General features: G+C 59.9%; 17 protein-coding genes and 3 pseudogenes. 9 read left to right on the top strand and 11 right to left on the bottom strand.

What is annotated here, in order from left to right; translation table 11 throughout:
• Window positions 1–13 precede the first annotated feature (13 nt).
• Window positions 14–355: pseudogene (locus EN874_RS29860) on the top strand (transposase); the annotation flags it as partial.
• A gap of 414 nt (window positions 356–769) precedes the next feature.
• Here EN874_RS29860 and EN874_RS34615 read toward each other — a convergent pair.
• A complete protein-coding gene (locus EN874_RS34615) occupies window positions 770–1090 on the bottom strand; it encodes an amidase family protein (protein WP_245490127.1) in 321 nt (106 codons plus the stop codon).
• A gap of 698 nt (window positions 1091–1788) precedes the next feature.
• Here EN874_RS34615 and EN874_RS29850 point away from each other — a divergent pair.
• Entirely contained in the window at window positions 1789–2598 is an 810-nt protein-coding gene (locus EN874_RS29850) for an IclR family transcriptional regulator (RefSeq protein WP_127428542.1), read from the top strand.
• Window positions 2599–2998: 400 nt separating this feature from the next.
• On the opposite strand, the gene EN874_RS29845 is transcribed toward EN874_RS29850, so the two are convergent.
• The 6 genes from EN874_RS29845 to EN874_RS29815 all read right to left on the bottom strand — a co-directional run bounded on the left by EN874_RS29845 (window position 2999) and on the right by EN874_RS29815 (window position 11901).
• Entirely contained in the window at window positions 2999–5113 is a 2115-nt protein-coding gene (locus EN874_RS29845) for a S9 family peptidase (protein ID WP_126101837.1), read from the bottom strand.
• Window positions 5114–6303: 1190 nt separating this feature from the next.
• Complete coding sequence (locus EN874_RS29835; protein WP_126101838.1) at window positions 6304–7305, bottom strand: ABC transporter ATP-binding protein; 1002 nt, start codon at window positions 7303–7305, stop codon at window positions 6304–6306.
• On the bottom strand, window positions 7298–8308 hold the full coding sequence (locus EN874_RS29830) for an ABC transporter ATP-binding protein (protein ID WP_126101839.1): 1011 nt from the start codon (window positions 8306–8308) through the stop codon (window positions 7298–7300). The genes EN874_RS29835 and EN874_RS29830 overlap by 8 nt, the downstream gene beginning before the upstream one ends.
• Window positions 8305–9237 carry an ABC transporter permease gene (locus EN874_RS29825; protein WP_126101840.1) on the bottom strand — a complete coding sequence of 311 codons (933 nt, stop codon included), beginning with the start codon at window positions 9235–9237 and terminating at the stop codon, window positions 8305–8307. The genes EN874_RS29830 and EN874_RS29825 overlap by 4 nt, the downstream gene beginning before the upstream one ends.
• A complete protein-coding gene (locus tag EN874_RS29820; protein ID WP_126101841.1) occupies window positions 9234–10229 on the bottom strand; it encodes an ABC transporter permease in 996 nt (331 codons plus the stop codon). The genes EN874_RS29825 and EN874_RS29820 overlap by 4 nt, the downstream gene beginning before the upstream one ends.
• A gap of 1 nt (window position 10230) precedes the next feature.
• Window positions 10231–11901, bottom strand: a complete 1671-nt coding sequence (locus EN874_RS29815; RefSeq protein ID WP_126101842.1) for an ABC transporter substrate-binding protein — start codon at window positions 11899–11901, stop codon at window positions 10231–10233.
• Window positions 11902–12501: 600 nt separating this feature from the next.
• On the opposite strand from EN874_RS29815, the gene EN874_RS29810 reads away from it, so the two are divergent.
• The 4 genes from EN874_RS29810 to EN874_RS29795 all read left to right on the top strand — a co-directional run bounded on the left by EN874_RS29810 (window position 12502) and on the right by EN874_RS29795 (window position 15179).
• On the top strand, window positions 12502–12855 hold the full coding sequence (locus EN874_RS29810; RefSeq protein WP_126101843.1) for a transposase: 354 nt from the start codon (window positions 12502–12504) through the stop codon (window positions 12853–12855).
• The gene (tnpB, locus tag EN874_RS29805; RefSeq protein WP_126101844.1) at window positions 12852–13199 is read left to right on the top strand and encodes an IS66 family insertion sequence element accessory protein TnpB; all 348 of its coding nucleotides are present in this window, start codon (window positions 12852–12854) and stop codon (window positions 13197–13199) included. The genes EN874_RS29810 and tnpB overlap by 4 nt, the downstream gene beginning before the upstream one ends.
• A 66-nt stretch (window positions 13200–13265) precedes the next feature.
• Window positions 13266–14943 (top strand): IS66 family transposase gene (locus tag EN874_RS29800; protein WP_126101845.1). Its coding sequence is split into 2 segments (ribosomal slippage): window positions 13266–14579 and window positions 14581–14943, totalling 1677 coding nucleotides; the frame shifts between segments, so codons are not numbered across the junction.
• 2 nt (window positions 14944–14945) lie between these two features.
• Entirely contained in the window at window positions 14946–15179 is a 234-nt protein-coding gene (locus EN874_RS29795) for a hypothetical protein (RefSeq protein WP_126101846.1), read from the top strand.
• A 384-nt stretch (window positions 15180–15563) separates the two neighbouring features.
• Here EN874_RS29795 and EN874_RS33890 read toward each other — a convergent pair whose 3' ends face one another.
• Window positions 15564–15830, bottom strand: coding sequence for a hypothetical protein (locus EN874_RS33890; RefSeq protein WP_167498733.1), 267 nt, complete (start codon window positions 15828–15830; stop codon window positions 15564–15566).
• Between the two features lie 81 nt (window positions 15831–15911).
• Here EN874_RS33890 and EN874_RS29780 point away from each other — a divergent pair, with 81 nt between their 5' ends.
• The 3 genes from EN874_RS29780 (at window position 15912) to EN874_RS29770 (ending at window position 20727) form a co-directional block, all read left to right on the top strand.
• Window positions 15912–16817, top strand: coding sequence for a LysR family transcriptional regulator (locus EN874_RS29780; protein WP_126101848.1), 906 nt, complete (start codon window positions 15912–15914; stop codon window positions 16815–16817).
• A gap of 80 nt (window positions 16818–16897) precedes the next feature.
• Window positions 16898–18979, top strand: a complete 2082-nt coding sequence (locus EN874_RS29775; RefSeq protein WP_126101849.1) for a hydantoinase/oxoprolinase family protein — start codon at window positions 16898–16900, stop codon at window positions 18977–18979.
• Entirely contained in the window at window positions 18979–20727 is a 1749-nt protein-coding gene (locus tag EN874_RS29770; protein WP_126101850.1) for a hydantoinase B/oxoprolinase family protein, read from the top strand. Before EN874_RS29775 ends, EN874_RS29770 begins: the two co-directional genes overlap by 1 nt.
• Before the next feature lie 272 nt (window positions 20728–20999).
• Here EN874_RS29770 and EN874_RS34610 read toward each other — a convergent pair.
• The 3 genes and pseudogenes from EN874_RS34610 to EN874_RS29750 form a co-directional block, all read right to left on the bottom strand.
• Window positions 21000–21488, bottom strand: a pseudogene (locus tag EN874_RS34610) (IS21 family transposase); the annotation flags it as partial.
• A gap of 219 nt (window positions 21489–21707) precedes the next feature.
• Window positions 21708–21992 (bottom strand): annotated as a pseudogene (locus tag EN874_RS29760) (transposase); the annotation flags it as partial.
• A 574-nt stretch (window positions 21993–22566) separates the two neighbouring features.
• Window positions 22567–23676, bottom strand: coding sequence for a succinylglutamate desuccinylase/aspartoacylase family protein (locus tag EN874_RS29750; RefSeq protein WP_245460084.1), 1110 nt, complete (start codon window positions 23674–23676; stop codon window positions 22567–22569).
• Window positions 23677–23981: the final 305 nt, after the last annotated feature.

The raw sequence follows: 23981 nt of genomic DNA, 5'->3' as shown, positions 1-23981 counted from the left end.
GAATTCCTGACAGTCCCCCATGGCCGATGATTTGATCCGTGGCGACGAGAAGAGGGTGTGGGCGGACGCCGCTTACGACACCCATGCCCGCCGCGCCCGGCTCAAGGCCGAGGGCAAGAAGGTGCGCATTGCGCGCCGCCCCAACAAGCATCATCCGCAGTTGCCGCCGCGGCTCAAGCACTACAATCGCCTGATCGCCAGACGCCGGGCGACGGTCGAGACCACCTTCGCCACGCTCAAGAACCGTATGAGATTGACCGCAATCCCCTATGTCGGGCTGGCCAAGGCGACCGCCCAGGTAACGATGGCGGCGATCGCATTCAACATGCGCCGATGGACCGCCATCACGGGATAGGTGCGCCTACAATCCGGCCGCAAGAGGCCGCACCGCCGCCAACCCCCACCCAAGGCGACAGAGCTCAAGAATACGAGCGAAACCCCCTGCAATCCGATCCCTTCAAACATCCCTCCGCTACTGCGCAACAGGCCCCTATTTAGGCAGAAAATCGGAACGAAAGGGCCTCGCAGCCTGCGCCTTTGGGCACAACGAGGAAACCTATGCTCACGCCAGGCGCTTCGAGATCGAATGTAAGGTGTGGTGCTCCGGTCATTGATCTATCTCCATTATGGAAGTAATTTCGCGCATTCTGTGCACTGCAACTCGTCACAATTCTACAGCTTGGCAGAGAGCGCTTCGCACACGGCTGGCAGCCCGACCGACGCGATGACTTCTAACCCGCGGTTGTCGCCATGTGCAAAGTCATTCCAGCTAGACCATGATATAAACGGATCTCCAGGATGAGGGTCCGAAAGGACGTCTAATGCGGCGGCCATGTCGCGCACCGTTCGACAGAAAACAAATTCGCGAGTGCGACCAAATGAGCGTCTTGGACCTGAAATCCGTCCGCGGGATCGGAATGAGCCCGAAAAGACCGCACCAGGATGCAGGAATGCGAATTGACCCGCCGCCGTCGCTGGCATGTGCAAGGGGGTGATGTCGGCAGCGACCGTCGCGGCAGCGCCGATGAGGACCCCCTGCAGATCGTTCCAGATTCCATGGATTGGCGGTAATGCCATTGAGTTCACTCATACCTGAGGTACCCAACTCCGGGCATGTTGTTCTCCCATGGTACGGAGCCCTGCGTCTCGCGCGCGGCGATAATAATGGCTGTCGGTTCGGGGCCGATATCCTTTGAAGAGACGGCTCCCCTGTTCTTGAGGGCGCCGAGATGCGGTAGCGCCAATATCCTTGCGAAGGAAAGGTACTCCGCCCAAGATGCCTTCGTCCGAGACGACAACTGTCTCGACAGTCTATGACGGCGTTGATGCGTCGATTGACCTCGTCATGGCCGTCACTTCGGCCGCCTTCACGAGAGAGGCCAAATCGGTAGCATCGTGGTCGGCATATTCGCTCATTCTCATTCGACAGATCCTTACTCACCAACTGCTCTATTGATGGCTGTCGCAGTTGCGTTCCCAACCTGCCCGGTTTGCCAATGCCGAAGCGTACCCGTGACATCACTCTCAATAGCGATCGGATCGACGGCACGCAGGTCTCCAGAACGATGGAACTGTGCGGTCGGCTGGTGAAATCGCCATTGTTCAGTCCCCAATTGAGAACAAGGAGGATCCAAGGAGGAGGTGTGGCCCGTGAGAATGACCGGACTTCAGCACGAATTTACCTCGTCGAGACCTCGTCCGTGTTGCAGATAATGCAACTGTATTGCAACTAGGTTTGAAACGTGACAGGGGTGTGAACACTTGTCCAGTGGAGCTGAGGAGTCATCGATGAATTCTGTCAAACATCCCCCGAGCGCCCGTGACCGAGCCCGTGGTGAGGTTACAACCGTGCAACGGGCATTGAATCTGCTGAGGATCGTCGGCGCGAGTGAAAGGCCGATCGGAGTAAATGAGATCGCGCGGCGGCTAGAACAGCATGCAAGCGCGGTTTCCAGGACACTGTCGACGCTTGAGCACAACGGATTCGTCGAGCGCGATGAAGAGACTGGACGGTTTGTGCTCGGAGTTGAGCTCATCGCGCTGGCGAGCAGGCTTCTTGCTGAACTTGACGTGGTCCGGGTGGCGCGACGCTATCTGGAGGAACTTGCCGAGAGCACGAGGGAAACGGCCTCGCTCAGTCTTTGGAACAAGACGGAGGCCATCAACATCGAGCACGTACTTGGTCCTGGGTCGATCAAGCACATCGCGGCACCGGGGCGCCGCAATCCGGCGCATTGCACGGCTACTGGAAAAGCCATGCTGTCGCAGATGCCTGGGTCAACCCTGGAAGAGGTTTTGGCGCTCGGGCTAGAGCGCTACACGGACCGCACGATCACCGAGGGGAACGCGCTTGAACGCGAGCTGCGTTGCGTGCGCGAACGAGGATACGCGCTGAATGTGGGGGAGTTCATTCCCGAAACCGCCGCCATCGCGGCCGTGATCCACGATCGGAGGGGGAGAGTTGTGGCCGCAATTGCCGTTACGATGCCGGTTTTTCATTTCACCCAGCAAAGTGAACGCCAGCTGGCGCCTCTTGTCATGAATGCGGCGGCAACCATCTCGCGGCGTCTAGGACATCACGGTGCTCAGACGATATGATCAGCAAAGCAACATGCCCAGTGACCTGAGCACATCGGTATTCGCTTCATGTGGCGCTACGGCGAGGTCCGAAAGTCTCTCGCGTCTGCCGTCGATGACATCTTTCGTTCAAAAGAGCAACGGCAGCAATTACGCCCTCCACGCCCCGGCGGGCTTTGCGGCGGCGTGGACCCGGCCCGGCCCCGCAGACGAGCCAAGGTGATTTATGCGAGGTACACTTCAGGCTCGGCTGCCGGTTGTCCCTGTCCCGAAATTGCCGACGCAAGCGCCGAGAGCTGGACGAAGGCGGGTCCACAAATCGGCTGCTTAACTTGTCGGCCGCCCGAGCGCCCACATAATCATAGGCGACGACAAACTTTCCGTCTGACCACAATCCGTGAGGACTTGTGACAGCATCAGTTCAGCTGCTTGTTCGTCGGAGCTGGTCGAGCGTCCAGGCAATGCGAAATGCTGTTTCCTCGGCTACACCAGGCCCATGTGAAGCGCCGCTGTGGCCGCCCACCATCCGCATGCGGAAGACAAGCTCGGGATCGCGATCGGCCGCGCAGGACCGACGCTGCGCCACGTAGCGAGCGGGCTGGTAATAGAGCACCTGGCCGTCGTCGAGCGCGGCGTCGATGTACGTCGGCGGAAGTGGGCGATCAGCGCTGAGGTTGTAGTACGGGTCGTAGCTGCGCAGGTACCGATACTCGTGGGCGATGTGGGGATCTCCGTACTCCGCCGTTTCATGTAGCGCGTACGGCATCGTGAAGTCCAGTTCGGTATCTAGGATGTCGGCGACTGGAACCTCGGCGAGCACGGCGCGGAACAAGTCGGGCCGCAAGCCGGCCGTGGCAAGCACGGTACCCCCGCCACCGCTCTTTCCCTCAATGACGATGCCGTCGCGGATGGCAATCCCCCGCTGAACGAGCCCCTCTGCAGCGGCGATCAAGTCTGTGTGGGTAATGCGCTTTTGATCGCGGGTAGCCGCCTCGTGCCATGGACGTCCGAGCTCACCGCCCCCTCGTACGTGCACGATGCCGAAAGCAACTCCGCGATCGAGCAGGCTCAAGCGCTTTGTTATGGATGAGGGCCACGAGAAGAACGAGGGCCATCTCGGTATTCCGTAACAGCCGTACACATTCAATAGTACCGGCCCCGGGCTTGTTCGATCGCGCCGCGCGACCAAGGAGATCGGGACCTGCACCCCGTCTTCCGCCTCCGCCATGACCACCGTCGCCACATATTGAGCCGCGTCATATCCCGGAATTCGGGCCTGGTACAGGACTGCCGATCGGTCGTCGACAAGATCATGCTCGATGACGGTGTCCGGCGTCACAAACGAGCTAACCGAGTAGGTCAACTTCGAGCTTCGGAACGGATGCCGTGCGACCGAACAGTGCCCCCCTGCCGACAGGCCGACCATTAGAGTGCAGCTCGGCTGGTCGGGAACGATCGTGGCCCCAACCCGCCCGCTTCCGTTACGCGAGATCAGGCGAGGACGAAGACCTTCTCGTTCCAGGACAACCAGATGCTGTTCGAGCACGTGGACCTCCTCGAGGGTCACGCCGTTCCGATGTGGTATGACTTCTTCCCAGCGCGATGGCGACGGGTCGTCAATCGGCGCACACACGAGCCGCCAGTACGGTCCAGCATCGTCCACCCGAAACAGGAACCTGTCGCCCCAGTGCTCGGCATAGATCTCGTGCCCAAGTTCACGCTTCACGATCCGGCGCCACTTGCCCTGCGGCTCGTCGGACGGAAGACACCACACCTCTACAGCGCCTTGCTGAACGCTGAAGGAATAGGTCGTAACTACGTCGAGGAACAACCAGGCGCCGCTATCAGAACGCCGAACCAGCACCGCCAGTCGCTCATTGGCCTCCTCGAACACCACCTCGAAGTTTCCGACGTCTACGTCCAAGCGGACAATCTGATCGACATGCCGCCGATCACTCCGCTCCCGTGTAAGAAAGAGCGTGTGATTGTCGGCGGCCCAGACAACGCGCCGGGCGCGACCCGAGTCGCGCCATATGTCACGGCCGGCGGCCATGTCCCGCACTCTCAACTCGTAGCGCTCGTCGCCGATGAGATCAAAGCTGAACGCCACGTAACGCCCATCGTCGCTCGGCTCGAACACACCGAGCTGATAGAAGACCTCGGCCCCAGCAATCGCGTTCGGATCGAGAACAAGCTCGGCCGAGCCTCCGGTCACCGGCCGGCGCCACCATGCGGGATGACACAAGCCCCGCTCGTGACTTTGGAAGTACTCGAAAGGTCCAACCTGGAACGCTGGTGCGGCGACGCCCTCGCAGGTCTGACGACCTTCGATCTCGGCGATGAGTTCCGCCTTGAGCCCCTTCAGGTGAGCTGTCGCTTGCTCCGCATAGCTGTTCTCGGCTTCCAGATAAGCGCGGACATCGGGATTCTCCCGGTGTTGAAGCCATCGATACCGGTCTATTGTTACGTCGTCATGAAGCACCCTGATCCGCGGCTCGGAATGGGGAAGCGGCGGCTGTAGGCGTTTGTCTCCCATCACACTTCCCTCACGTGGAAGCAAAAGTAAGGATTGCCGCGGCAGCCCTCAAAAATATAGTTTCTTCACTAATGCCCCCCGCCCGACTAGCGAGCAAACCGCTCAAGAAATCATGACCCATGAGATGCCTCATTGTTTTTCTCTTTCCGATTTTGACAGCATAGCGTTCAGCACGACGCAGAACTTGCTTACAATAGCGACGTGCATGCTATTCTCAGCCATCATTAATAACATGAACTGCAAAAAATCCGCTGTTACATAGTCATAAACACGCGGGCGACCGTTTCAGCTACCTAGATGATGGCCCTGCAGCTCGCTTGCTTTGCTATTGATTAGACCTTCAAGCTTATGCCGGAATTGACAAGCATAGAATTAAGCTATCAGCTATCGCGAATCCAGATGCTCAATGCTCGCCGGCGGCGGGGACAGGCCGGTGCGGTGCACGGCCAGGCAACGTCGATCGCGTCGAATCGAAGTTATGGCCAGTTGTACGCTCGAGGTGGGGGCCGAAAAGCAAGCGCCTGTGAACCGCGCATGGCCGCGAGCGAAGGTTAAACGTTGGCGCCTTACGCAACTGACTGGCTCTGTGTTCTCAACGGACCGATTGACGGCCAGTGCCTCCGCACTATCTCGAGCAGCAGCTTGTGCCCAACTGGCGAGTTCGCTCGACCAGGCCGTATTGGCGCCGCTGGATTTCGCGGTTGTTCATGACTTGGCAGCTTGTCAACTGCCGGATGTAGACGATGGTCGGCAAAGGTGCTCAGCGGTGATCTTGCTCATTGCCCGCCTCCTTCAGGTTCGCGGATCGACTGTCCGTCGGCTGGCACGGACGCCGCTTCGATGAGTAGCGATTGCAACAGAGCCACTCGCTTCAGCCGATCGTCGGTCGGACATGTCGGTTGGTGGCGCAGCGGGCGCGAACAAATCCAGTTGAATGCGCAGTGGGATCTTCATCCGCATGTCCTCCTCCAGAGATCAAGTCTCTCGGAAGAGAAGCTACGAGATGATCGACAAGCGGGCGAAGTTCGAGGAGGTATTTGGGGGACGATGGGCTCGGCAACGACCCAGCAAGGCGACAAACGCCCGCAACCGCCGCCTGGAGCCCGCCCATAAACAGCATACCAGTCGATGATTTGCACGGGGTTGGAGTATCAACCACTGAGCCCTTACTGACCGGCATTGGCTGACCTTCACTTTGTCAGCCAACACGCGGACATATGCTGTGGTCCCACTTCGAGGGCCGGCGGCTCCTCCTCCTTGCAGCGGTCGAAGGCAAGCGGGCAGCGCGGATGGAAACGACAGCCCTTCGGCACGCGTGCGGCACTTGGAACCTCGCCCTGCAGGGCCGGTAGCTTGCTGCGATCTGCGTCGCCGCGAATCTGCGGCGTGGCGTTGCGCAGCGCGACGGTATACGGATGGCGGGGGTTGAACGTGATCTGATCCGCTGTGCCGATTTCCACCAGTCGCCCAAGATACAACACCGCAATCCGGTCGGCGATCAACCACGCGAGCGGCAGGTCGTGGGTGATGAACAGCAGCGCCATGTGGTGTTTGTCACGCAAATCCACCAGGACCTGAAGAATCTGTGCGCGTATCGAGACATCGAGCATCGACACAGGTTCATCGGCGACGATGAGTTCCGGCTTCACGGCAAGCGCTCCGGCAATCACGACCCGCTGTCGCTGCCCGCCGGACAGTTCGTGCGGGAAGCGGGGAAAGAAATCGCCGGAAGGATTAAGCCCGGCTGCCGCAAGCGCTTCGCTGACCCTCTCCGTAAGTTGGGAATGGTTCTCGACCAACCGCAGGGAGCGCAACGGCTCCGCCACGATATCGAATACGGTGTGTCGCGGATTGAGCGCCTGATAGGCGTCCTGGAAGATCATCTGCACGCGACGCCGGTAAGGACGCAGGGTCGAGGAGCCTCGCTCCGACGTCATGTCTCGGCCTTCGAACAGCAACCTGCCGCCTGTCGGCTGAGCAAGTTTGGTGATGACGCGGCCCACTGTCGTCTTGCCGCTCCCCGATTCCCCGACCAGGGCAACGATTTCACCCTGTCCGACGTTCAAGTCGATCCCGTCCACCGCACGCACTGCACCGGCAGGTCGGCCCAGAACACGGTCGAAGAATCCGCCACGGATCGGGAAGTGGACCTGCAGGCTTTCCAGACGCAGGATGTCGGCAGTGTCAGGCATGAATTGCGACCTTGTCCTCTTGCGTCAAGGGCCGGTGAAGGTGACAGGCGACGCGGCCCCGCCGGACTTCGTCGAGGCTGGGGACTTCGGTCGCGCATACCGTCATTGCAGACGGGCAACGTGAATGGAAGGCGCAGCCTGAGGGTCGATTCACCAAGTTGGGAGGATCACCGGGGATAGGCCGGATCATCCGTTTGCCGTTTGCTGGGTTTGGTATCGATTCGATCAGCAGCTGGGTATAGGGATGCTTGGGTTGCGCGAAGACATCGGCGACAGTGCCATCCTCGACGATGCGGCCAGCGTACATAATCATCACGCGATCACAAGTCTCGGCAACAACAGAAAGGTCGTGGGTAATCAAAATCAGGGCAAGGTTAAGCTTCGATCGCAAGTCCCCAAAGAGCTTGAGAATCTGAGCCTGTGTAATGACATCGAGCGCCGTGGTGGGCTCGTCGCCGATGACAATCGAGGGGCGACATGCGAGTGCCATCGCAATCATCACCCTTTGACGCATCCCACCCGACAGTTCGTGAGGATAGGCTGCACCGCGGTCCGCCGGAATGCCGACCAGTTCGAGCAGCTCCCTTGCCCGCACGGTGGCCTCGCTGCGCGACAAACCGAGCCGCAGGATGCATGGCTCGGCGATCTGCTTGGTGATGCGGTGAACGGGATTGAGCGCATTCATCGCGCCCTGAAAGACGACGGACGTCTCGCTCCAGCGGTGTGGCCGCATGGCGACATCGTCATTGATAGGCAGTCGCTCTCCGCGATAGCGTACCTCGCCCTCGCTTACCCGCGCGTTGGGCGATAGCAGACCCGCAATCGCCATTGCGGTCGTGGTCTTTCCACTGCCCGATTCACCGACGAGGGCAACGGCCTCTCCGGCTCGAAGCGCAAAGCTTACGCCATCGATTGCACGCGATGAAAGGCCCTTGAGCTTGTAGTCAACAGAGAGCCCGTCGACGTTCAGAAGCAACGCCGTGCTCCGGGAGGGTTCTGTCATGGGATCACCCTCCGGCGTGGATTGAACGTATCGTCGAGGGCATTGCCAATCAGGACGAAGCTAAGCGCAACCGTAAGCGCGCACAGCCCGGGGGCGCCAAGATACCACCAGGCTCCAGCACTGGCGGCGCCGGCGCGCTGAGCGAGCGATAGCAACGTGCCCCATGAAGGCTGCAAGGGATCGCCAAGCCCAAGGAACGAGAGTGAAGTCTCGATATAGATTGCGCCGGAGACGACCAAGGCGCCATTGGCTGCAATTTGCGGCACGAGATTGGGCAGGATGTGCTGTACCATGATGCTGAAATCGCTGCTTCCCACCACCCGGGCACGATCAACGAATGTTCGCTCCTTAAGCGAGAGTGTCTGGCTGCGAACGATACGAGCAACGAACGCCCAGCTGGTCATGCCGATGACAACAATGATCACAAAAAGAGAAGGGCGGAAGCCAAGGATGTCTCCACCGCGCCCCATCACCTCAAGGACCACAGGCGTGATGACCAGCGCGAGCACGAATGAAGGCATAACAAAAAAGAAATCTGTGATGCGCATCAGCCAGACATCCACCCAGCCACCAAAGTAGCCCGAGGTCATTCCGACCGTGGTGCCGACGATGAGGCTGATTACAGTCGCCAGCAGCGCGATCGTGAGTGATATCCGGGCACCATGGACGACCAGATTGAGCACGTCTCGCCCCACCTCATCCGTCCCCAGCAGATGCTGGCTTGATGGTGGTGCGAGGAAGTCGCCGGTTGCATTGATCGCAGTCTGCAGAGGTCCCACCAGAATATTCGGCACCGCTGCCAGCACAAAAAAGAAGATAAGGCATACTATACCCAGCTGAGCCCCGCCATGACCAAGAAATTGACGCAGAAAGTCTTTGATAGCCCGCTCTCGGCTGCGCTTAGAATATTGAACAGTATTTTCACTCATTGCCTAACTCTTGGATCGAGAAGACCGTAAGTAAGATCAGCGACGAGGTTCGCGACAACGATCGACACACCAAGCAATAGGAATATCCCTTGCAGAACTGGATAGTCTCTCGCGTTGAGTGCCTCAACAGTTAAGTTGCCTATGCCTGGCCATGCGAATACAGATTCGACGGTAATAGCACCCGCCACTACATAACCAAGATTTAGCGTCACCAAGGTCATGACTGGTAGCATTGCATTGCGAAAGGCGTGACGCATCAACATTTGGAGGTCAGTCAGCCCCTTAGCCCGGGCAGTTACCATGTAGTCCTCGGCGACAACATCGCTCATAGCAGCACGAGAAACCACAACGTATTGCCCGATCAGACCAAGAGCCACTGCGGACACGGGAAGTACGAGATGCCGCAGATAATCTAACAATAAGTCAAGAGAACCCTTAAGCGCGCCCGGAGAATATCCACCGTAGCCAGGTAGCCAGCCCAATGCCGTGCTAAAGATGACCACCAGAAGCATGCCGACCCAGAACGATGGCGTTGAATAGAGGGCGAGAGAGGCACCCGTCGTGATATGATCGACGACTCCTCCCCTGCGCCAGCCCGCATACATGCCGAGCGTGACCCCCACAACGATTGCGATGAGCTGAGCGATGCCGACCAGTGCAATAGTGGCCGGCAGCCGCTCCAAGAGCAGGCCTGCGACCCGCCTGCCCCTGAACTTGAAACTATAACCGAGGTCGCCATGAAGCGTTGCTGACACGTAGTCGACAAGCTGGTCCGGCACCAGCGGCCGCTCAAGGCCCCAACTCTTCCGCTGCGCTTCCAACTGCTCAGCGGTCACAGAAACTCGTGCCCCGCCCAATAGCAATTTAGCGGGGTCGCCCGGAATGACTCTGAATAAAATGAAGTTCAGAATTACTACCATCGAAAGCGTTACGGCTGCTCTGAGAAGGGCATGCCCAATGTGCCGCGTGGTCCGGCCACCATTGGCAGCCATGTCAGATTGACCTCAAGCGATCGAACGGAAAATAGGTCCACATCGACACCATGTCCTGTGTCCCCCAGCCCTCGAAACAATCTGTGCGATGGGCGTCGAGCACGAGGGGATAGCATAGCATGATATAGGGTGCTTCGCGATAAATGAGGCGCGCCGCCTCATCGACCAGTTCCTGGCTCTTCTTAGGGTCGACGGTACTGTCGACCTCGGACAAGAGCTTTTCGAAGTTGTCATCGGTCCAGTATGACATGTTTGGGTTGCCGATGGCCTTGCTGCTCCCCATCCTAAGCAGGTCGTGAGGTGTGGGAGATGGCCAGTTGCTGGCTACGAGCAAATCCCAGCCTCCGCCGCCATCCGCCGGCGCCGCCGTGCGGGCAGTGAGCGCGCCGGAGTCGAGTTGGGTAACCGATAAAGGTATGCCGACTTGTTGCAGCCAGCCAGCGATAAGCTGCACGACCGCAATCGGCATCTCGAGGACACCCGAGAACTTTCCGGTAATCAGATCGAGCTGGAAGCTGTTGCCCTCCTTGTCCTCCCGGACGCCGTCTCCATTCTTGTCGCGATAGCCGGCGGCATCGAGTCGGCGGCCTGCCTCGGCGAAATCGAAGTGGCGCCTGATGTCGTTTAGGTCCGAATAGTAATCGGCCGCCACCGGCATTACCAGTCCCACGCCAGGGTCCGCGTGCCCGCGGTAAGCTCGGTCGACGATGGCCTTCTGGTCGATCGCATAGCCGATCGCGTCGCGAAAAGCCGGGTCCTGCAGGGCCTTGGTGCTGCCTGCCCCCTTCTCCGAGAGAGTGTTAAAGGCCAAATAATTACGCTGCTCAACGCGCGATTCACCGACCTTTATGTTGGGATCCTTTGAGAGGTCGGCCCATTGGGCGGCCGTGAGACCGCTGCCGTAATCGAGGTCGCCGCTCTTCAAACCCTGCGCGACTGAATCGATTGTCGTGACGTATTGCAATATCATGCCGGCAGTTTTTGGCTGTCCTGTACGGAAATAAGGATTTGGCGTGAGGCGATCAAACTGACCTTGTTTAAACTCCGCAACGATCATAGGTCCAGTTCCCACCAGCGGGGGATTATTGCGGAAAGTGCCGCGAGCATCGGCGTAGCTGATATCCTTCCAAATGTGCTCGGGGACAATTAGAAGGTAGTTGTCAATTGGCCAGCGCGTAGGAGCCTTCGTTACTATTTGCAAAGTCTCATCATCAACAGCCTCTATGAGATCGATTTGGTCCATGCCGTCGGTGTTGTTGAGACCCCGATTTAGTTCGTCGGGCTTGCCAATGGAGTCGCGTAGATAATTATAGGTGAACGCAGCGTCCCTGGCCGTCGCAGGCTGACCATCCGACCACTTCATGCCAGGCCAGATCTTAAAGGTCCAGGTGAGCTTGTCGTCAGCGACGGACCACTCCTTCGCAAACCCCTTCCGATCCTCGTGGCGCTGCGCGTCCATACCCACCAAGCAGTCATAGGAGAAAACCAGGGGCCAGAAGGAACCATAACTCGCAAAAGGGTTCATCGTGTCCGGGGTGCCCATTGTGCCGAAGCGCACGATATGATCACCACACGACGAGGCAAACGCGTTTGAGTGCATGATCCAAGGCGCGGTTGATCCCGCAAGCATAGCCTTCATCATGGCACGGCGGTTGAGCTGCCACTCGTTCATTCTGTCCTCCCTTTAAATTCTAGTGCACCGCAATTTCAAACCGAACGCGCATAGCCTAGGCCATGTCTTGGCGTGATGCAGCGGTTCCCTTCGTTTGCGTTGAAGATGATGGTCGCGGGCAAAGACGGAATGCAAGAACAGAATCAATATCGCAGGTATCTAGGATTTAGATGGGGTTCTCTGATCGTGGAGCTGATTGCAAGCTCCTGTCGGCGTATCCATGTTCCTGCCGGCTCTGTGGTTCTCTTCGCGGTTAACACTGGGTCGCCGCATTTAGCGTTCAAGACGTGGGTGCCTCAATGTAATCGACGCAGTAGTACCTTAAGTTAGGGCTGCCTCCCCATCCACGAGATCACGACGCCATCATCCCGGCAGGGACATTCACCGCCGAAAGGGCGGATCTTGCTTAATGCTTAGCTGGTGATCGCGGTCGCCTCCTCCTTCGACCAGCGGAATTCGCTGACGTCGATCCAGATCCGATGCATGATCACAGCCAGTCTGCAGGGTACGCCTCCGGCGGAGGCCGCCTTGCGAGAAGATGGCACGGTAGCGAGGCTGCGCTCTTAAGGTCGTCCTTACGAGCGTGGTTAGCAGCACAACATGAGCCATGTGACGTTATTGACCGGGCCGGAGCGGCGGCGCCGTTGGAGTGAAGCGGATCAGTGCCGGATACTGGCCGCGGCATTCGCGCCTGGGGCCACAGTGGCGGCGGTGGCGCGTCAGTACGATGTCGCGACCAGCCTGATCTACAAGTGGCGCCGCACGGTGAGAGCCCGCGAGACGGGCTTTGCCGAAGTTGTCGTGGCTCCCGATGAGCCTGTCGCCGTTTCGCGGCCGGCGGCATCCCCAGCGGTGATCGAGCTGGAGGTCGCCGGCAAGGTGCGGCTGCGGATTCCGCTGACCACGCCGCCAACACTGGCGGCGGCGATGGTGAAGGCGCTAGGGGTTTCATGATCCCGGTTCCGAGCCAGGTGCGTATCTGGTTGGCAGTCGGCCAGACCGATATGCGTCGCGGAATGCAGGGTCTCGCTCTACAAGTTCAGGAGACGTTGGGCCGGGATCCGCATGCCGGCGATCTTTATGTCTTCCGCGGCCGCAGCGGCAACCTGATCAAGATTATCTGGCATGATGGGCTCGGCATGTCGCTGTATGCTAAACGGCTCGAGAAGGGCCGGTTTCTATGGGCGTCGCCGGCGGACGGCACGGTTTCGATATCACGGGCGCAGCTTGCCTACATGCTCGACGGGATCGATTGGCGCAACCCGCGTCACACGTTCCGACCGCAGCGCGCGGGCTGAGTTTTTCTTTGAGTTTGCGCCATTTTCCGCGAGTCAGCGGACTCGTTTTATGATTCACTCCAAGGCATGGTTGCCACCGCCCAGGGTGCTGTGCCGGACGATATTGGCGCGCTGAGAGCGGCGCTGATCGCGGCGCTGGCCAGAGCCGAAGACAAGGCCGCGCGCGCTGCGCTGGTCGAGGCCGAACTGGCGGTCGCCAGAGCCAAGGCATCGGATGATGCAGCGCTGATCGCACATCAGGATCTGACGATCCGGAAGCTGCAGCGGGCGCTGCATGGTCAGAGTTCTGAACGCTCAGCCCGCCTGCACGACCAGATGGAACTCATCTTCGAGGAACTCCAGAGCACCGCGACGGAAGACGAGATCGCCGCCGAACAGGCTGCGGCCCGGACCACCGAGGTGGCGCCTTATGTGCGCAAGCGACCCGCGCGCCAGCCATTTCCCGAGCATCTGCCGCGCGAACGCATGGTCGAGCCCGCGCCGACTGCTTGTCACTGCTGCGGCGGTCATCGGCTACGCAAGTTGGGTGAGGATATCACCGAGACGCTGGAGGTGGTGCCGCGGCAATGGAAGGTGATCCAGCACGTGCGGGAGAAGTTCACCTGCCGCGACTCCGAGGCGATCAGCCGGGCTCCGGCGCCGTTCCACGCCACCCCGCGTGGCTGGGCCGGTCCCGGCCTGCTGGCGATGATCCTGTTCGAGAAGTTCGGCCAGCATCAGCCGCTCAACCGCCAGGCTGAACGCTATGCGCGCGAAGGCGTGCCGCTCAGCCTGTCGACGCTCGCCGACCAGGTCGGGGCCGGCGCCGCGGCGCTGATGCCGCTGTTCAAGCAGCTCGAAGCCCATGTGCTGGCCGCTTCACGTCTGCACGGCGACGACACAACGGTGCCGGTCCTGGCCAAGGGCAAGACCGATACCGGCCGTTTATGGACCTATGTGCGCGATGACCGACCGTTCGGCGGCGCCGATCCGCCGGCGGCGGTATTCTATTATTCCCGCGATCGTCGAGGCGAACATCCCGCGGCGCATCTCGCCGGCTGGAGCGGCATTCTGCAGGCCGATGCCTTTGGCGGTTATGGCGATCTCTATGCGACGGGTCGTCAGCCGGCGCCTGTTATGGAAGCCAGCTGCTGGGCCCACAGCCGGCGCAAAATGTTCGAGCTGGCCGATATCGAAGCGGCGGCGCGCAAGAAGGCGCGCAGCGAGAAGCCCAACCTGGTCTATCCACTGGCGGTCGAAGCCGTGAAGCGCATCGATGCCCTGTTCGATATCGAACGCGCGATCAACGGCCTGTCGCCAGCCCAACGCCACGCCGTGCGCCAGGAGCGGAGCGCGCCGCTGCTCACCGAGCTCGAGCGCTGGATGATCGAGACGCGCGACAAAGCTCTCGCGCGGACACGACCTGAGCAAGGCCTTCAACTACATGCTGCGCCGCTGGTCATCCTTCACCCGGTTCCTCGACGATGGGCGGATCTGCCTATCGAACAGTGCAGCCGAGCGAGCCCTGCGCGGCATCGCTCTCGGCAGAAAGTCCTGGCTGTTCTGCGGTTCCGATCGCGGCGGACAGCGCGCTGCCGTTCTCTACAGCCTGATCGTCAGCGCCAAGATGAACGATATCGACCCGCAGGCCTGGCTCGCCGACGTCCTCGCCCGACTGCCCGCCTATCCGGCCCATCGGATCGATGATCTGCTGCCGTGGAATTGGAGGTCCGCAAAACTGCGGACCCAACCAGCTGCCGCCTGATCATGCAGCGCAATAAGGTGCATCACGTCTACACCGTCGGCCGTGTCGCCAGCGACCTCGGCGTCAGCGAAGCGCTCATCCACGAACTGACCCTCGGTCTCGAGCCGGAGGACGGCGTCATCTGGGTGTACGGCACCAACGATGACGACGGGATCTTGGCCTTCACCGATGAAGGCATCGAGGAGGTCAAACTCCTCCTCGAAGAATATCATCGGGTCTCCTCATCGAAAGCTTGACCCCAGCACTCCGGTGCTCAGGTCCTCACGGTCACCAGATACGCACGTCTGCGGACTTCACCGGATGGGTACTCTGCAGGCGACGGCCACTCGGGCTTTCTTGCTGCCAATCCGGCGCGCCAGACGCGCGCCCACGCTTTCAGTGCAGACCATCTGGCGACCCGTGCCAACAGAGTGCCCGCAGCTCGAAGAGATAGATAGGTGCCTGTGAGCGTGTCGTCGCATTTTGACACCGACCCGTCACGATCGACTTCCCGATTGATACCGTCTCGGCGTCAGGCCGAAATGGGCGCCAACACCCGATGAGCGAACAAAGCGCGCTAAATCATCCACCGCGGTGACGAAGCGGATTGGCCGTCAAGACGCCAATGCCGGGTACGGTCATCACGGCGGCACGGATCCCTGTGTGGCGAACCCGAGAATGTGCTCCTCCAACATTCTGATTTTTTGCTCAATGCGTGCGCGGGCAGCTTCGATGCCGTTGGATATCGGCGTACTAACGGCGACGGAATTCGGGAAGACAAGGAGGGAAACAGCTTGCAGCTCCAGCTGATCACTGTAGCCGGCGCAGGCGTCGGCGAGATCGAAGTGGCGCCTTTCGTCGTTTAGGTCCGAGTAGTAGTCGTTTGCCACCGGCATCATCAGTCCCACGCGAGGGTCCGCGTGCCATCACGGGGCTGGCCGGCTCGCCAAGGCGCTTGCAGAACCGCCGACGCCGACCGATAAAGCTGCATGACCTTTGACCAGATCAAAAGCTTCTATCTTGTAGCGGTGCTCGGGACCTTTGCCAAGGCTGCGGAGCAACTGAACACAACACAGCCAACCATTTCAGCGCGTATCGCGGCGCTCGAAGATCGGCTGGGCGTCAGTCTTTTCGATCGCTCGGGCCATCGGGTTGCGCTCACTCCGCAGGGCCGCAGCTTTCTTCGCAGCGCCGAGAAGCTACTGGAAATCCAAGCCAAGGCCCTCAAACGCTACGGCAAAGGCGAGCTGCGTGGAATCGTGCGTATCGGGGCTTCAGACACGATGGCAGTCATCTGGATCCCGCCCTTCCTTGCGGCCTTGCGCGCGGCAAATCCGGATGCCGAGTTCGAGCTTCACATCGGTCCATCCTATCGACTGCGCGACGAATTGCTTGCCCGACAAATCGATATCGGGTTCATTGTGGGTCCCATCTCCAATCCGCAGATGATCAACCATCTGCTCTGTGACTGTCCCATGGTATTCGCAGCCGCACCGTCGCTCGGCCTGCACGGCAGGAAGCTAACACCGGCCGAAATCGACCGCATGGACATCTTCACCTTCGAGCGGATGACTAGGCCACACCAGGATCTGCTGCGCGATCTTCGCAAAGCCGATATTGCGCCCAGGCTGAACCCGATCAACTCGCTTCAGACAACCATTTTGATGGTTCGCAAGGGCTTGGGGATAGGCGCGGTGCCTCTCGGCTCTATCGAGGAGGAAGTCGCTACCGGCAGCCTTGTCGTCGTCGATACCGAATTCAAGCTCACCGATGTCCGCTTCACGGTCTGCTACCCGCAGGGGCCGGACACGCATGTCCCCGAGACGCTCACCGAACGTGCCATAGAGTTCTTGAAGGCACGCGGCTCATCGGACTCGATAAAATTACTTTATTGATCTCCAGCGTAAATTGCGATTTGCATCTATGGGGCGCTCCTTTCTATGTTTCGTCAAATTGGTGGAGCAGGGAGGGTTCGATGAAAGGCTGGCGTTTGGCGTCCGACATTGGTGGTACATTCACCGATATTGCCTTTATAGCCGAGGACGGGCTGCTAAGTACGATTAAGGTGCCATCGACACCCCAGAATTATGCCAGCGGAGTGATCGAAGGTGCGAAAGCCCTCGCATCGGCCCGAGATCTTCGGATCGAGACGATGGCCGAAATGGCGCACGGATGCACCGTCGCTACAAACGCGATTCTGGAGGGCAAGGGTGCCCGCGTCGCGCTGCTCACAACGGCGGGATTTCGTGATGTGCTTGAATTGCGGCGCATCCGTGTGCCTAAGCTCTACGAGCCGCTCTACGTCAAACCTCTTCCTTTGGCGGCGCGCGACCTGAGGCTTGAAGTTCGTGAGCGCGTCGGAGCCGATGGCAGCGTCGTTGTGCCGCTGGTTGAGGATGATGTGTGCAAGGCCGCCGAGGTCATCGCCAGGTCGGGGGCGGAGGCTGTCGCCGTCTGCTTCCTGCACTCCTATCGCTTTCCCGACCACGAACGCCGCGCCGGCGCGCTCCTCCGGAAATTGCTCCCCGGCTGCTTCGTAACCCTTTCGGTCGACGTGCTCCCGCAGATTCGTGAATACGAACGTACCAGCACGACGGTGGTAAACGCCTATGTCGGCCCTCCGGTTAAGCGCTACCTGGAAGGGATGGAAGCCGATCTCGCTGCGGCCGGTTGCAACGCCCGCATATCAGTCATGCAGTCCTCCGGAGGCTCGATCTCCTCCGATGCGGTGAAGGACAAGCCGGCCCAGATCGTGGAATGCGGGCCGGCGGCGGGTGTCGTCGGCGCCGCCCATCTGGCCCGCCTTCTGCGTATCCGGAACGCCATAACGTTCGACATGGGCGGCACCACCGCGAAAGGTTCCCTGATCGAGGATGGCGATGTCATCTTCGCCGAAAACTACGAGATCGGCGCTTCGATGAGCACCGCGGGTGCGATCGCCGGCGGCGGCGGATACGCGCTCAAGCTTCCGGTCATCGACATCGCTGAGGTTGGCGCTGGTGGCGGCTCCATCGTGCGGCTGGACCGGGCAGGGGCTATCAAAGTCGGCCCTGACAGCGCCGGCGCGGCGCCGGGTCCGGCCGCATACGGGCTGGGCGGTGAGGAGCCGACCGTTACGGATGCGAATATCGTGCTCGGCTTCTTGAATCAGCAGTCTCTGGCCGGCGGAACAGTAAGGATCGATGCCGGCTTGTCGCGCGCATCTCTTGAGAGGACGATCGCCTCCCCGCTCGGAATGTCCGTGCATGAAGCCGCATACGGCGTGCATGAGGTTGCGAATGCGACGATGGTGCGGGCCATCAAGGCGGTGACGACCTATCGCGGGCGCAATCCGCGCGATTTCGCCATGTTCGCTTTTGGAGGCAATGGCGGCGTGCATGGGGCGTCCATTGCGCGAAGCTTGGAGATCGGCCGCATATATGTTCCTGCAGCAGCGGGCGTTTTCAGTGCCGTGGGTCTGCTTCTGGCCGAAAAGTCAGTAGCTGTCGCATCAGCCTTCGTCGCACGACTGGACGAGCTCGATTATACGGCAGCTGAACAGGCTTACGTTCAGCTCCAGCGTGAGGCGGAGCGCCTTCTGGGTGTTTCCGGGAAGGCCAGGTGCATGCGCCAGGTAGAGATGCGCTACCTTGGGCAGGCATTCGAGCTGATTATTGATCTCGATGATGGGCACCTATCCACCGAGGCGCGCAGCGAGCTGCGCGCCCGCTTCGACGCCGAGCATGAGCGACGGTTTGGTCACCGTTTCGATGAGCACAACGCAGTCGAGATCGTCGCGTTGCGTCTCAGGGCATCCGACCCGGACCATGTCGTGCCTGCTCGCCTACGGCACGCACTCAAGCCAAGCGAGACCACTTCAAGGCCGGTGTGGTTCGGAAAGAGGTACGGCTTCATTGAGACGGCTGTCGTGGGACGCGCGGAAGTCACGCGGGAGAGGCAGGCCGGGCCGGTTATCGTGGAAGAATATGAAGGGACGACGGTTGTGCCGCCAGACGCTTCCGTCTTCCGAGACGAATTTGACAACCTGGTCGTCGATCTGCAACGAGGAGTCGCGTGATGCGAAACCGCAAGACAGACCCGTTTTTGCTCGAGATATTCAAGAACGCGTTCGACACGATCGCCGATGAGATGACGCTTACGATCGTTCGTACCGCTTACTCCCAGATCGTTCGCGACTCATTGGATTTCTCGACGGCCCTCTGCGATGCGACCGGGCGTACAATCGCTCAAGGCGTGTGCACGCCCATGCATCTAGGCAGCTTCTATGATGCGCTACAGACGATGCTGTGGAAAATCGGCGACGACATCCATCCGGACGACGTGCTGATCATGAACGACCCGTACGCGGCAGCGGGCCAGCACCTTCCCGACATCTATATCGTCCGCCCTATTTTTTACGAGAATGTCCTGCGTGGCTGGGCGACGACACTGGCGCACCATTCGGACGTCGGCGGCATCGTGGCGGGCTCTAACGCTCTCGGCGCTCACGAAATATTTCAGGAGGGCCTGCGCATCCCTGTCCTCAAGCTTGTGGATCGAGGGCGCCGCAACGCCACTCTGTGGGATATGATAGCGATCAACGTGCGTACGCCCGATCTCGTCCTGGGCGATCTTCAGGCACAGATGGCCGCCGGAGCGACGGGTGCGCGGGCAATGGTGCGTCTCTTCGATCGCTATGGCGCCGATACGGTTCTGCAGGCGATAGAGGATCTGAACGACTACGCACGTGAGCTGGCAGAAGCTGAGATCGGCGATCTTCCCGACGGCGTCTATCACTTCACCGACCATATTGACGGGATCGGCGAGAATCCTGAGCCGATCCTTCTCAAGGTTCAGGTCGAGATTAAGGGCAGCCGGGTTGTGATAGACTGGGACGGGTCCTCGCCTCAGGTCGCCGGCGGCGTAAACGCCACTTTCCCCTTCACCAAGGCCTGTGCCTACGCAGCCCTACGATCCGTGATGAAGGCGGACGTTCCCAACTGCCACGGGTTCACCGAGATCATCGAGGTCAGGGCTCCGGAAGGCACCGTGGTCCGTCCCGTATCGCCAGCCCCCTGCGGCGCGCGCGGCATTACCGGCTACAGAATGATCGACTGCCTCTTCGGCGCGCTTTCGCAGGCTGCTCCCGACCGGGTAACGGCCGACGGATCCGGCGGCTCGACTTTGCCTACCATTGCGGGCCTGCATGGGGGCAACCAGTTCGTCTTCTGTGAAACGGTTATGGGAACCTGGGGAGCCAGCCTAGCGAATGACGGGCTGGACGGTGGCCCACATATCGGCGCCAACCAGTCGAACGTGCCGGTTGAGATGATCGAGCAGACCTATCCTATCCGCATCGAGCAATACGGCTTCGTCCCCGACACAGGGGGTCCGGGACGCCGTAGGGGTGGGCTCGCCATCCGGCGCGATTATCGGCTCCTTGCGAGCTCAGCGACCTTGAATATCCGTTCCGATAAGCGTGCCTATCCGCCGCATGGCCTCTTTGGGGGCTGCGAAGGCAAGCCGTCGATGAACCGTCTGATCTCGGGCGACAATGCCATCGTGCTGCCGGTGCTCCTTAAGGAGCCGGTACCAATGAAGAAAAACGACCTGTTCTGCCACGTGATGCCATCGGGGGGTGGGTACGGCCCAGCATCCGAACGGGAGCCGGAGCGCGTGCTGGAAGACTGTCGTCTCGGCAAGATCAGCATAGAAGGTGCGCGGCGCGACTACGCCGTAGTCCTCACGAAGAGTGAAGCGGGCATCGTCATCGATCTCGACGCCACGCAACAACTGCGGCAGGCAAGATCTCGTGCGGCGGAATAAGTCATTTCAAGCGGAGGACGAGAAATAAGGATTTGAACCCGGCTCGACCTAGCAGGATGTTGAAACAGGCGCTCGCCCTTGGGCTGCGGCCGTGATTCATTTTCCTTGAATGGATTCGGAGGATGAATCGTGCGATAGTCGGACTGGTGAACTGTTCAGATCCGATCTGGGCAAGGACCGGGGCCTCCCGGCGGAAGATTTCTTTCGCGTTCGAGTTCCGAAACCGCATTCGCGATCTCTAAAACCCACTCTGCCGAATCCGTCTTCGGAAAAACCAGTGCGTCAACGCCTGCCATCACGGCTGCAAGCCGGAATAGGCGAGCCGCGAATGATAGAGACGGTGATCGAGCGGCTGTCCGGCGATGGTGAGGCCGGTGCTGCTCATGATCGGTGAAATCCGACAGGCCGAGGCGGCCGGCTCGTGCGTTTGCCGGAAGATGACTTCCTGTTCCTCGCCATCGGACAGCGCGCCGGGATCGGACGCGACGCTGGCGAATGGCGTTGCCCAGCTCGGGATGACGCCGCAGCGTCTCCTCGAAGATTGCGACCGGCCGGATTCCCGGCGCAGCCCACAGCAGCGGCACGATCTCGGCGTCAAAATTGTCGGGCGAGCGGATCGGGCGGCGGCGTTGTCGCGGAACCTTCCTCTGCGAGGGCAGCCTCGAATCCTTCTCGATGCGATAGGCCGTGCCGTGCCGATCGACGCCTTCGCCGCCGCGACGGCCGTCGTATGGGTCTGCCGGAACTTCATGAAGCCTCATCTGGTGATCGGTTACGTGGCGGCCGGGCACTAAGTGATTCCTCCAATCCGACAAACCACTGGCGTACCCGGTCGGCCGCGATCGCCAGACAACGCTCCGAAAGGGAACGCCGCCGGCGGCATTCTCATCTTGATTGACGCTGCGCTCTCACTTGATTGCCGCGCCCCAGCGGGAACGTCGACGGATATCCGCAGACCCGAACCTAGTTTTTCGATACTAGCGCTCAAACAATTCGGTGGAGAAGCGGCCCGCCCGATCCTGCGGAACCCGCAGCTCAAGCTTGCCGACCCGCGTGACAAGGGTGCGGCCCTAGACTAATAGCCAGAGCGATAGCCGAGACGCTCCGGCGTGCGCTGGTTCTTCGCAGCACCCAGCGCCTCGTCCATCTCGGCCTCGAGCACCTCCTGCATCACAGCGCGGATCACCTCGTGCAATCCATCCGTATCCGGGTTCGAAAGCAGAATGTCTTTGACGGCCGGCGGATTTATCTTCAGTCTTGGTCATGGCGGCGTTCCTTCGCGGGAATCGGTGACGTGAACAATCATCAGCCTGCCATGACCGCCCTCTCTCAGCGAATTTGCAGAACTCTCAGCACACTACCAAGGCAGCCGGGTCAGCCAACTTCCGCGCTGGTTGCGCCGTGCGGCCCTGCCTACCGGAAAGGTCTAGCCCCGAGAATGGAAAGCACGACAACGGCGACCGCCAGAAGCGGTGACGGCCGAGGGCGACGCGCGCAAACTTACAGGAGGTCTGGACTGCGACGCCATGAAGGTCGACAGCATGGCGTCTCCCAACCCGCCGAGGGGCCGGCGTGATGTAAAAGCCGAGGCAGATCACAAACACCACAGGGAACCGCCGCGCACGCCCGGCAGGCTGAGCGGGAAGAAAACGCGAGAAGGCGGCAAAAAGGCGTCGCCCATGCTGCGGGCGGCCGCCATCAGAGATGACGCTGACCAGAGGCAGGATCATCATGGGCAGCATAATGTGGTCGGGTGTCCGGCGGCCGCGTGGGCGCTACTTGACAAGTACGCACACTCGGTATGTCGTTGTTGAGGCGAAATATCGATGCCCCTTAGATTCAGAGATTGAGCGGCCGCGCGAGGTACACTAAGCCATCGTTGACGTCGACCTGCATTCCGGTCCTTAATGAACAGACGATCGATGTGGTAGGCGCTCGAATTTCAATGGCCTTTGATGACCACGGATCCAACGGATGCAGGAGTCCTACAAGATCTCCTTCACTCAGCTCGTCCAACACCGAACAACGAGGTTCGAAGATGCCTCGTGCCGGCGATGTCAGTTGGTCCGACGTGAGCGACTCGAGTGTCAGGTTAGTCTTCATTTGACGGGGCGTCGGATACTCTGTCTTTCCTTCTACGAGCCCAAGCTCGATAATTGCGTTGCGTACCCCAGCTTCGGCGACCGCAAGAGCGTCGGCGCTCACGGTTCCACTGCCGAGCTCAGCACAAACGAATACCTTGCCTTGGCTTTGAACCAAGGTATCGAACATTCCTTGCGTTGGTCCATCCCAGGCCAGTGTCACTGGAAACTTGAAGGCCGCTGCCATGTTAAGCGTCTTTCGCATGAGATCGGCGTCGCCAATAGGGTGCGTTGTGGCTGCGGGGGGACAATCAAACTTGGGTCCGAAGCTGTGCAGATCAAAAACCATGTCAACCGTTGGTAACAGCAACTCCGACACTGCACTCGCAGTGCGTTCGGATATTGACCCGTTCGGCCGGCCGGGAAACACACGATTCAGGTCCAACCTATCTACTGGCGACCTGCGACTCCACGCTTCCAAAGCTGTCGGATTGAGCATCGGCGCAATGAGAACTCTCCCGCACGTTTGCGCTTCAATTAGCCAGTCAATGAGCCGAAGCGCGACAATTGGTCCTTCGAATTCATCGCCATGGATACCGGCGGTAATAAGGAGGCGCGGCCCCTCCCCTTTATTAAGGCTTAGAACTGGAAGCGGAAGAGCTTCCCTGTCCGTGCCCGTTGGGACTACAAGATAACCCTTGTTCACGCCAGGCTCGTCGAGGTCAAACGTAAGGTGCGGTTTTTGGCTCATTGACAAGGTTCCATTATCTATAAAACGTGGTGGATTAATCGTTGCCACAGTGTGCAGCTTGGCCGGCGGATTGACGAAGGCGACAATTATTTCTCCGCCAATGACCCCATCAGGCACTGCAGCCAGTGCTCCCAGTATTGAAATGTATGCAGATTATTCCTCGAAAATTTTTACTTTCAGTTAGGTCAAAAACAGGTTTCAAAATCCGTCTCGTACGATTTCCTTACAAGCCGACCACCATGACATCGTCTTATCTGGAATTGTGTTGAAATAGCTAGATCAGAGGAATCGAAGGTCGCGATCGCCGTTGCTCAGGACCTCCGCCCCTCCATCGGTCACCAGGATCGTCTCGCTGCAACCGATCGCGAAACGGCCCTCCTCGTCGGTCAGGAACAGCGGCATGTGCAGCGCCATGTTGGGCC

Source organism: Mesorhizobium sp. M1D.F.Ca.ET.231.01.1.1, from assembly GCF_003999155.2.
Classification (GTDB): Bacteria; Pseudomonadota; Alphaproteobacteria; order Rhizobiales; family Rhizobiaceae; genus Mesorhizobium.
Note: the sequence above shows the minus strand (reverse complement) of the source record. Positions and strands in the feature narration are given on the sequence as shown.

Bases quoted from the DNA above. Each gene is read 5' to 3' on its own strand.
- EN874_RS34615 (WP_245490127.1), bottom strand. From the start codon at position 1,090: ATGAGTGAACTCAATGGCATTACCGCCAATCCATGGAATCTGGAACGA.
- EN874_RS29850 (WP_127428542.1), top strand. From the start codon at position 1,789: ATGAATTCTGTCAAACATCCCCCGAGCGCCCGTGACCGAGCCCGTGGT.
- EN874_RS29845 (WP_126101837.1), bottom strand. From the start codon at position 5,113: ATGGGAGACAAACGCCTACAGCCGCCGCTTCCCCATTCCGAGCCGCGG.
- EN874_RS29835 (WP_126101838.1), bottom strand. From the start codon at position 7,305: ATGCCTGACACTGCCGACATCCTGCGTCTGGAAAGCCTGCAGGTCCAC.
- EN874_RS29830 (WP_126101839.1), bottom strand. From the start codon at position 8,308: ATGACAGAACCCTCCCGGAGCACGGCGTTGCTTCTGAACGTCGACGGG.
- EN874_RS29825 (WP_126101840.1), bottom strand. From the start codon at position 9,237: ATGAGTGAAAATACTGTTCAATATTCTAAGCGCAGCCGAGAGCGGGCT.
- EN874_RS29820 (WP_126101841.1), bottom strand. From the start codon at position 10,229: ATGGCTGCCAATGGTGGCCGGACCACGCGGCACATTGGGCATGCCCTT.
- EN874_RS29815 (WP_126101842.1), bottom strand. From the start codon at position 11,901: ATGAACGAGTGGCAGCTCAACCGCCGTGCCATGATGAAGGCTATGCTT.
- EN874_RS29810 (WP_126101843.1), top strand. From the start codon at position 12,502: ATGAGCCATGTGACGTTATTGACCGGGCCGGAGCGGCGGCGCCGTTGG.
- tnpB (WP_126101844.1), top strand. From the start codon at position 12,852: ATGATCCCGGTTCCGAGCCAGGTGCGTATCTGGTTGGCAGTCGGCCAG.
- EN874_RS29795 (WP_126101846.1), top strand. From the start codon at position 14,946: ATGCAGCGCAATAAGGTGCATCACGTCTACACCGTCGGCCGTGTCGCC.
- EN874_RS29780 (WP_126101848.1), top strand. From the start codon at position 15,912: ATGACCTTTGACCAGATCAAAAGCTTCTATCTTGTAGCGGTGCTCGGG.
- EN874_RS29775 (WP_126101849.1), top strand. From the start codon at position 16,898: ATGAAAGGCTGGCGTTTGGCGTCCGACATTGGTGGTACATTCACCGAT.
- EN874_RS29770 (WP_126101850.1), top strand. From the start codon at position 18,979: ATGCGAAACCGCAAGACAGACCCGTTTTTGCTCGAGATATTCAAGAAC.